Below are 9,112 nucleotides of genomic sequence, written 5' to 3'. Positions count from 1 at the left end.
GGCCGACGGCGGGGAGACCTCGCTGGAGAACTCAGGGCTGCTGTGCGAGCGGCACCACACGAAGGTGCACCACGGGTTCACCATCGTCCGCGACGCCGACGGCCGATGGCACACCTACCGGCCCGACGGCACCGAGATCCTCATCCTCCCCCGCCTCACCGCAGACCCGGCCAACTCCCGAGCCGGCTGACCGGTCACGTTCGCTCGACCTGCACCTGACCGCTCTCCGACCGGGGCCGAGGCACGCCGTCAGGATGCGCCGGCTGCGAGGACGCCACCCAGCCCCGGCCGCCCCGGCCGATACGGTGTCCGGCGTGCAGCTCACCGTCGTCGACCACCCGCTGGCCCGTGCCCGTCTGTCCCGGATGCGCGACGAGCGCACGGACAACGCCATGTTCCGCGCCGCCCTGCGCGAGCTGACGCAGATGCTGGTCTACGAGGCCACCCGTGACCTCGCCATCGCCGAGGAGCCGATCACCACCCCGGTCACCACGACCACCGGGTACCGGCTGGCCGCCCCGCCGCTGATCGTCCCCGTGCTTCGGGCGGGCCTGGGCATGGCCGACACCGCGCACGGGATGCTGCCGGAGTCGCAGATGGGCTTCGTCGGGCTCGCCCGCAACGAGGAGACCTTCCAGCCCGAGGCCTACATGGCCTCGCTGCCCGAGACCCTCGTCGGCCGCGACGTCTTCGTGCTCGACCCGATGCTCGCCACCGGCGGCTCGCTGGTGCACTGCTGCGAGCTGCTCACCGCCCGCGGCACGACGTCGATCACCGTGCTCTGCGCCCTCGCCGCGCCCGACGGCCTCCGCCGGCTCGAGGAGAGCGGCCTGCCGCTGCGGGTCTTCACCGCCAGCGTCGACGAGGGGCTCAACGACAAGGCGTACATCGTCCCGGGCCTCGGCGACGCCGGCGACCGCCAGTTCGGCTCGGTCTGACCGTGCGCTTCGGGGTCCTCGGCACCGGTCACTGGGCCAGGGCGGTGCACGCCACGGCTCTGGCCGCCCACCCGACGGCGGAGCTGGTCGGGGTGTGGGGGCGTGACGCCGGGCGCGCCGACGCGCTGGCGGCCGAGTTCGAGGTCCCCGGGTACGGCGACGTCGACGCGCTGCTGGCCGACGTCGACGCCGTCGCCGTCGCGCTGCCGCCGCACGTGCAGGCGCCGCTCGCGGTCCGCGCCGCGGAGGCGGGCAGGCACCTGCTCCTCGAGAAGCCGATCGCGCTCGACGTCGCCGCGGCCGACCGGGTGGTCGACGCGGTGCGGGCGGCCGGCGTCGCCTCCGTCGTCTTCTTCACCTTCCGCTTCCAGACGGCGACCTCCACCTGGCTCACCCAGGCCGCGCGCACCCGTCTCGCCGGGGGAGCGGGCTCCTGGCTCTCCTCGCTCGCCGGCACCCCGTTCGCCGCCTCGCCCTGGCGCCAGGAGCACGGGGCGCTGTGGGACATCGGCCCGCACGCCCTGTCGGTGCTGGTGCCCGCGCTCGGCCCGGTCGTCGCCGTGCAGGCCGGCGCCGGGCTGCTCGACACCGTCCACCTGGTGCTCACCCACGAGTCGGGGACGGCCTCGACGGTGACGCTGTCGCACACGGTGGCGCCGATGTCGGCCGGGATCGAGTTCTACGTGCACGGCGACGCCGGCCGGCTGGTCCTGCTGCCCGACGTCGAGGCCCCGGTGGAGGCGTTCACCGTCGCCGTCGACGAGCTGACCGCCGCCGCCGTCGCCGGGGGCACCCACCCCTGCGACGTGGGCTTCGGCCGCGACGTCGTCGCCGTGCTGGCGACAGCCGCCCGTGCGCTGGACTCCGGTCGCCGGGAGCCCGTCGCGGCCTGACCGCAGCCCGGCGGGCCGGCCGCCACGGGACGACCCGGCCCGCCGGTCACCAGCCGACGTGCGCCAGGAGGTCGGCCTCGAACAGGGGTCTGACGGTGCGCATGTAGGTCGCCGTGACGTGGCCTGCGTCCATGTACACCCGCACGTTGCCGATGAGGGCAGGGCACACGTCGTCGACGCAGAAGTAGCGGCTGGTGTCGAGCAGGCTGACGCCCTCGGGTAGCTCGACCGGCGGCGACTCGAGCAGGTCGTCCTGGTAGACGGATGACCTCGGCGCCTGGCAGCGGGCCGATGTGTCGCCCCACTCGGCCATGCAGTCGGGGACGTCCACGGTGTGCCGCGGGTTGTCGCGCAGACCGACCACCCGGATCCCCTCGTCCGTCAGCCGCTGCCACGCGGCCACGTGGCCCGGGGGCAGCCACTCCTCGTCCTCGCCCGCGACCGTGCGGGTGCCGAGGGCGAGGACCAGGTCCGGCTCCAGCGCGAGGATCTGGTCGGTGAGCCGGGATCGCCACGCGGCGCACGCCTCGAACTCCGGCCAGCCCTCCTGGATGAACTCCGACTCGGTCGACAGGTTGCAGCCGCCACGGAAGATCGAGACGACCTGCCACCCCCGGTCCTCGGCGATGTCGCTCAGCGGGGGGAGCCAGTGCAGGACGTGCGAGTCACCCACGGCGACCACCCGGCGCGCCGCGTCGTCGTCCCCGATCACGCACATGCCCACCTCGGTGGCACCGGGATCGCTCTCGAAGACGTCCTCGGTGCAGGAGGCGTGGGCCGGTGCGCTGGGCCAGTCGTCGCGGATGAGGGTCATCGGCGGCAGCGGGTCGGCGCCCCCGGCCGGCCCGGTCTCCCAGAACCTGCTGCCCAGCGCCGCGGCCCCCGGGTACGCCGGGTCGTCCACCAGGGCTGCGACGCGGGCGGCCTCCCGGTCCACCCAGGCGATGGTGCCCGCGCCGACGAGCAGGAGGGGGGCGGTCAGCGCCGCGACCGCGACCACCGCCGTCGTGGGCCGCCAGGTCCGGAGCCGCGCCCCCGCCGGTCGCTCTACCAGGCGGTACGTCGCCTCGGTGAGGAGGAGCGACAGCGCGATCACCGCTGCGGCGCCCTTGGCGGACGGGGTCTCGCGCCCGCTCTCCACGAGGTGGAGCACCAGGATCGGCCAGTGCCACAGGTACAGCGCATAGGACCGGGAGCCCAGCCAGCGCGCCACGGACGAGGACAGGACCCGGTGGGCGCCCGCCCTCCCGGCGGCATCGGCGGCGACGATGACCGCGACGGCGGACACCACGGGCCACGCGGCCTGCCACCCGGGGAACTCGTGCGCCCCGTCGAGGACCGCGCCGCACGCCACGAGTGCCGCGACGCCACCCCAGCCGAGCGCGGTCGCGACGTGCCGGTGCGGGCGCCACCGGGCGAGCAGCAGTGCCACCAGCGCCCCCACCCCGAGCTCCCACAGGCGCGGCAGGGTGGAGAAGTACGCGGCCTGCTGGTTCGCCGCCGTCGCGATCACCGAGTACGCGAGAGACGCGCCGGTGGCCACGACGACGGCGGCGACGGCGATGCCGCGGCCGTACCGCGACCACGGCGTCCTCCGCAGGACCAGCACCGCTCCCGCCACGAGGAACGGGACCGCGACCAGCACCTGGACCTGGATGGAGAGGGACCAGAACTGCTGCATCGGGCTGGCCAGCACGTTGCTGGCCGAGTAGTCGACGGCCTCGGCGACCAGGCGGCGGTTCTCGGTGAACGTCGCGGCCGCGAGGAGGTGGTCGGCGACCTCCCGCCACCGGTCACTGGGGATGACCACGGCGCTGGCCAGGACCGTCCCGGCGAGCACGAGCGCCGCCGGGGGGACCAGCCGCCCGAGGGTGCGGCTCACCGCCCGCAACGGGCGCACGGTCCCGGACCGCCCGAGCTGGCTGGTCAGGGTGTGCACGAGGAAGAACCCGGTGAGGACGAGGAAGACGTCGACGCCGCCGGACACCCGACCGCTGAAGACGTGGTAGCCGACCACGAGCGAGACCGCCAGGGCGCGGAGGCCGTCGATCTCGGTCCGGTACCGGCGTGGCTCCGCGGACGTCCCGACCCGGGCGGGCGCGATGCTCGGTGCGGACATGCGGTGCGTCAGATCCCCGGGGTGGACGGCATCGGTGGGTGCAACAGGGCCGGCTCGATCCTGCCGGTGGCCGGTCAGGACCGGCGTCGCCGCGATCCCGGACGACCGGCCTCATGGTACGGACCGGTACGGCGACAGCCGTGACAGCCGTGTCAGGAGTGCGGCCGGAGCACCCCGTGGCGGAGCATGACGGTCCCGTTTCCGAACCGGTGGGTCTCCAGCAGCTCCAGCCGGGTCAGGTCGTCCGCGTCGCCGAAGAGCCGTCGGCCGCGGCCGAGCAGGACGGGCGCCACGTAGAGCCGGTACTCGTCGACGAGGTCCAGCCGGCGGAAGGTCGCGGTCAGGTCCGGGCCGCCGAGCACCATGTCACCGCCGGGGAGCTGCTTCAGCGCCCGGATCCCGTCCGGGTCGACCTCGTGCCGCACCTCGGTGGCCCACGGCACCTCGTCGCGGGTGCGGGAGAACACGATCTTCGGCATGGCCCGCCAGATGCCGGCGAACTCCTTCTCCGGGGCGGAGGCGGCCGGGTCCTCGTCGGCCGTCGGCCAGTACGCGGCCATCAGCTCCTGGGTGACCCGGCCCTCGAGGAAGGCGCTCGCCGCCGCCAGCTGGGTGTTCATGTAGCTGTGCAGCTCCTCGTCGACGAGGTGCCAGCTGATGTCGTGGTCGGGGCCCTCGAAGAACCCGTCGAGGGACACCGACAGGTGGACGACGATCTTCCGCATGCTTCCTCCGCTCGGAGATGTTCCTGGCACGAGGGGAGACCGCGCTCGGAGCGGGAACTGAGCGGTGCCCGGGGCCGAGGGCGTCCACGTCCCCGGCGTCCGGCTCAGGGCCGGGCCGGCTCCGACGGTTCGTCGAGGGGGGCCGCTGCCGCGCGTCTGGCGCGCCGCCGGTCCACGATCCGCGCGAACTGGATCGCCCCCTCGAACAGCACGCACATGGGCAGGGCGAGCACCACCATCGTCATCGGGTCCGGCGGCGTGGCCAGCGCCGCGAACACGAGGGAGAGGAAGAAGATCCAGTGCCGTGCGCCCGCCATCGCCCGGTGGGACAGCGCGCCCACCAGGTTCAGGCACACCGCGAGCAGGGGGAGCTGCAGGGCCATCGAGAAGGCCAGCAGCAGGGTGGTGACGTAACGCAGGTAGTCCTGCGCGGTCAGGGCGACGACGACGTCGGCGCCGGCCAGGGTCAGCAGGAACCGCAACCCCGTCTCGAGCACCAGGTAGGCGAGCGTGGTGCCGGCCGCCAGGAGCGTGGACGCCGCCAGCACGAAGCCCGCCGTCCAGCGCCGCTCGTGACGGCGCAGGCCGGGGGCGAGGAAGCCCCACAGCTGGCCCAGCCACACCGGTCCGGAGAGGACCACCCCGGCGACGAGGCTGACCTTGAGGCGGACGAGCGCACCGCCGAAGACGTCGGTCACCAGCAGACCGCACCCTCCCGACGCATCCGTGTACCGCAGGTCCGGCGGCAGGGAGCAGTACGGGGCGCGGATCAGCTCGCCCAGCCCGTGCTCATACCACCAGAACGCCGCCGCCGACGCGACGGCCACGGCCACCAGTGACCACGCCACCCGACGGCGCAGCTCCCGCAGGTGCGCAGTGAGAGGCATGGTCGCGGACGCGTTCGGACGCCCGGCGGTCGTGCTCCTCACCGGGCGCCGCCCGTGCGGGGGAACGTCCGCAATCCGACCTGTGCGAGATCCACCGACCGGTCGGATCCGACGGGCAGGACAACCATCGGTCCGGCGATAGGCGGCCGGCCGCCCGTGATCCGCAGGAGGTCCCGCCGGGGTCGGGCGCAGGCCGCTCCACGAGGAGGCAGCCGGCCGCCTCCTTCCGCCGTCGGCGACCACCGGCACCGCCACGAGGGCGAGGACGACGAGGAGACGCTAGAGCCCCAGGGCCGCCGACATCTCCGCGCGCAGCTGGTCCAGCTCGTCGGCGCCGCGGCCGCGGGCGGCGATCAGCCCGGCGTCGTCGTGCACCGGGACCACCGTCTCCAGGTAGGCCTTGAGCTTGGGCTCGGTGCCGCTGGGCCGGACGATCACGCGCACGCCGTCGCCGAGGAGCCGCACGGCGTCCACCGGCGGCGTCCCGAGCGCGAGGTCGGCGGACTCCACCGGCCGGCCGAGCAGGGTGGCCGGCGGCGCCGCGCGCAGCCGGGCCATCGCGTCCGAGATGAGCGAGAGGTCCTCGACCCGCACCGAGAGCTGGCCGGTGGCGAACAGCCCGTGCTCCCGGGCCAGCTCGTCGAGCCGGTCCAGCAGCGTCCGGCCGTCGGCCCGGAGCTCCGCGGCGAGCAGCGCGACGGCGAGCGCCGCGGAGATGCCGTCCTTGTCCCGCACCACCGAGGGCGCCACGGAGTAGCCCAGCGCCTCCTCGTAGCCGTACACCAGGGGCGCGGCGTCCGACCCGGCCCGCATGATCCACTTGAAGCCGGTCGGCGTCTCCTCCGACGGCACCCCGTGCGCCTCGGCGACGACGTGCATCAGCGAGCCGCTGACCAGCGACGACGCGAACGTCCCGCGCACGCCGCGGCGCAGCAGCCAATCGGCGAGCAGCGCCCCCACCTCGTCACCGGTGAGCTGGCGCCCGCCCACCACCACCGAGCAGCGGTCGGCGTCGGGGTCCTGCGCGATCGCGACGTCGGCGCCCGAACGCCCGGCCAGCGCGGTGAGCAGGTCCACCGCCCCCGGCTCCTCCGGGTTCGGGAAGGTGACCGTCGGGAACGCGGGGTCGGGGCTGTCCTGCTCGGCCACGCCGGCCGGCTCCGCGAACCCCGCCGCGGCGAACACCAGCCGGGTCGTCGACGCCCCCACCCCGTGCATCGCGGTGTAGGCCACCCGCAGCGCCGCCCGGTCGGCGGCCGGGACGCGCTCGGGGTCCAGCGCCCGCACGACCGCGGCCACGTACCCGGTGACGACGTCGTCGCCCAGCACCTCGTGCCCGCCGGCCAGCGGGATCTCCCGCGCCGGGCCGACGGCAGCGATCGCGGCCTCGATCTCCCGGTCGGCCGGTGGCACGAGCTGGGCACCGCCCTCGAGGTAGAGCTTGTAGCCGTTGTCCTCGGGCGGGTTGTGGCTGGCGGTGACCATCACGCCGGCCACCGCGCCCAGGTGCCGGACGGCGAAGGCCAGCACCGGGGTGGGCAGCGGGCGCGGCATCAGCCGCACCCGGAAGCCCAGCGCCGAGAAGACCCGGGCGGAGAGGTCGGCGAACTCGTCCGACCGGCGCCGGGCGTCGAACCCGATCACGACCGTCCCGCCGCCGGGCCCGGTGTCCAGCAGGTACCGGCCCACCCCGGCCGCGGCGCGCAGCACCACGGCCGCGTTCATGCCGGCCGGCCCGGCCCGCAGGGGCCCGCGCAGCCCCGCCGTCCCGAAGGTCAGCGGGCCGGCGAACCGGCGGGCGAGCTCCGCGGTGTCCCCGGCCTCCACCAGCGCCAGGACCTCCGCGCGGTCGCCGTCGTGGGGGTCCGCGGCGGCCCAGGCGCGGGCGGTGTCGAGCAGGTCCTGCGTCATGCCGTGAAGTTCTCCGCGTCGAAGTCGGCGGTCGTGTACTCGCCCCCGACGCGGCGGTGCACCGGGTCGGCGAGGTCGGGCTCCCCGTGGGCGGCGACCAGCGCGGCGGCGTGGCCCTCGGCGTCGTCGGTGGAGCGGTAGCCCAGCGCCTCGGCGGCGGAGAGGTCCCACCAGCGGCGGGTGTTGTCCGACACCCCCCACACCACGCGGAAGCCCGGCGACGGCGCCCGCAGCGCGGCGTCGACCAGCGCGACGGTGTCGGCGGGGGAGAGCCAGGTGGAGAGCTGGCGGGTGGTGGTCGGCTCCGCGAAGGCGCTGCCGATGCGCAGGCAGACGACGTCCAGGCCGTAGCGGTCGGCGTACAGCGAGCCCAGCGCCTCCATCGCGACCTTGGAGACCCCGTAGTAGGTGTCCGGACGCGGCGGCGCGTCGGCCTCGCGGAGCAGGCCGTCGGCCGGACGCTCGGTGTACCCCGAGGCGTGGTTGCTGCTGGCCAGCACCACGCGCCCGACGCCGGCCCGCCGGGCGGCCTCCAGCGCGCAGTAGGTGCCCTCGATGTTGGCGTGCGAGATGGCCGCCCACGTCGACTCCCCGGAGATGCCGGCGAGGTGGACGACGGCGGACGCGCCGCGGGCGGCGTCGGTCATCGCGGCCAGGTCGGTGACGTCGGCGACGAGGTGCTCCTCGCCGGTCCGGGGCTCGGGCACCGCGACGACGTCCAGGCTGCGCACCGCCCAGCCGCGCTCCGGCAGCCCGCCGCGCAGGACCGTGCCGATCCGCCCGGCCGCGCCGGTGACCAGGACCGGCCCGGTCACGGGAGCCGCTCGATCAGCTGCACCAGGAGGGTGCCCAGCCGCCCGGCGGCCTCCTTGCCCGCCGCCAGCACCTCCTGGTGGTCCAGTGCCTCCCCGGTGATCCCGGCCGCGGCGTTGGTGACCATCGAGAGGCCGAACACCTCGGCGCCGGCGGCGCGGGCGGCGATCGCCTCGAGCGCGGTGGACATGCCGACCAGGTCCGCGCCGAGCGTGCGCAGCATGCGGATCTCCGCCGGCGTCTCGAAGTGCGGGCCGGGGAGCTGCGCGTAGACGCCCTCGGCCAGCGACGGGTCGAGCTCCCGCGCGATCGCGCGCAGCCGCGAGGAGTAGAGGTCGGTGAGGTCGACGAAGTTCGCGCCCACCAACGGGGAGCGCGCGGTCAGGTTCAGGTGGTCGGAGATGACCACGGCCTGGCCCACCCGGTGGTCGGGGGCCAGCCCGCCGGCGGCGTTGGTCAGCACGACGGTGCGCACGCCCGCGGCGACCGCCGTCCGGATGCCGTGGACGACGGGCTCCACGCCGCGGCCCTCGTAGTAGTGGGTGCGGCCGAGGAAGAGCAGCACCTTGCGCCCGCCGACCAGCACCGAGCGGATCTCACCGCCGTGCCCGACGACGGTGGGCGCGGCGAAGCCGGGCAGGTCGCCGATCGCCACCGACCCCACGGCCTCGCCGAACGCGTCGGCCGCGGGCGCCCAGCCGGAACCCATGACGACGGCGACGTCGTGGGGGCCGCCGAGCGCGGTGGTCAGGGCGTCGGCCGCCTGCGCGGCCAGGGCGGTGGGGTCGGTCCCGGGGAGCTCGCTCACGCAGGGACGCTAACGCAG

Annotated in this window: 8 protein-coding genes and 1 pseudogene; 3 read left to right on the top strand and 6 right to left on the bottom strand. The window is 75.3% G+C overall.

Annotated elements, in window-relative coordinates; genetic code table 11:
• The 3 genes and pseudogenes from E9529_RS10160 to E9529_RS10150 form a co-directional block, all read left to right on the top strand.
• Positions 1-190: pseudogene (locus tag E9529_RS10160) on the top strand (endonuclease); the annotation flags it as partial.
• 124 nt (positions 191-314) lie between these two features.
• Positions 315-938, top strand: a complete 624-nt coding sequence (gene upp / locus E9529_RS10155) for a uracil phosphoribosyltransferase (RefSeq protein ID WP_236831035.1) — start codon at positions 315-317, stop codon at positions 936-938.
• A 2-nt stretch (positions 939-940) separates the two neighbouring features.
• Entirely contained in the window at positions 941-1,831 is an 891-nt protein-coding gene (locus tag E9529_RS10150; protein WP_236831034.1) for a Gfo/Idh/MocA family protein, read from the top strand.
• A 46-nt stretch (positions 1,832-1,877) separates the two neighbouring features.
• Here the strand turns inward: E9529_RS10150 and E9529_RS10145 are convergent, their stop codons facing one another.
• From E9529_RS10145 to E9529_RS10120, 6 genes are all read right to left on the bottom strand, one after another.
• Positions 1,878-3,950 (bottom strand): acyltransferase family protein, encoded by a 2,073-nt coding sequence (locus E9529_RS10145; protein WP_236831033.1) that lies wholly within the window; start codon positions 3,948-3,950, stop codon positions 1,878-1,880.
• A gap of 152 nt (positions 3,951-4,102) precedes the next feature.
• On the bottom strand, positions 4,103-4,675 hold the full coding sequence (locus tag E9529_RS10140) for a dihydrofolate reductase family protein (RefSeq protein ID WP_236831032.1): 573 nt from the start codon (positions 4,673-4,675) through the stop codon (positions 4,103-4,105).
• A 104-nt stretch (positions 4,676-4,779) separates the two neighbouring features.
• A complete protein-coding gene (gene tatC / locus E9529_RS10135) occupies positions 4,780-5,562 on the bottom strand; it encodes a twin-arginine translocase subunit TatC (RefSeq protein WP_236831031.1) in 783 nt (260 codons plus the stop codon).
• A 279-nt stretch (positions 5,563-5,841) separates the two neighbouring features.
• Positions 5,842-7,473, bottom strand: a complete 1,632-nt coding sequence (locus E9529_RS10130) for a phospho-sugar mutase (RefSeq protein WP_236831030.1) — start codon at positions 7,471-7,473, stop codon at positions 5,842-5,844.
• On the bottom strand, positions 7,470-8,288 hold the full coding sequence (locus tag E9529_RS10125) for an NAD(P)-dependent oxidoreductase (RefSeq protein WP_236831029.1): 819 nt from the start codon (positions 8,286-8,288) through the stop codon (positions 7,470-7,472). The genes E9529_RS10130 and E9529_RS10125 overlap by 4 nt, the downstream gene beginning before the upstream one ends.
• Complete coding sequence (locus E9529_RS10120) at positions 8,285-9,094, bottom strand: purine-nucleoside phosphorylase (protein ID WP_236831028.1); 810 nt, start codon at positions 9,092-9,094, stop codon at positions 8,285-8,287. Before E9529_RS10120 ends, E9529_RS10125 begins: the two co-directional genes overlap by 4 nt.
• Positions 9,095-9,112 lie beyond the last annotated feature (18 nt).

It is taken from the genome of Blastococcus sp. KM273128 (genome assembly GCF_021698975.1).
In the GTDB taxonomy this organism is placed as follows: Bacteria; Actinomycetota; Actinomycetes; order Mycobacteriales; family Geodermatophilaceae; genus Blastococcus.
This window is presented reverse-complemented; position numbering and strand designations above follow the sequence as displayed.

What these genes read in the sequence shown, in the direction of transcription:
- E9529_RS10130 (WP_236831030.1), bottom strand. Translation starts at nt 7,473, where the DNA reads ATGACGCAGGACCTGCTCGACACCGCCCGCGCCTGGGCCGCCGCGGAC.
- E9529_RS10140 (WP_236831032.1), bottom strand. Translation starts at nt 4,675, where the DNA reads ATGCGGAAGATCGTCGTCCACCTGTCGGTGTCCCTCGACGGGTTCTTC.
- E9529_RS10145 (WP_236831033.1), bottom strand. Translation starts at nt 3,950, where the DNA reads ATGTCCGCACCGAGCATCGCGCCCGCCCGGGTCGGGACGTCCGCGGAG.
- tatC (WP_236831031.1), bottom strand. Translation starts at nt 5,562, where the DNA reads ATGCCTCTCACTGCGCACCTGCGGGAGCTGCGCCGTCGGGTGGCGTGG.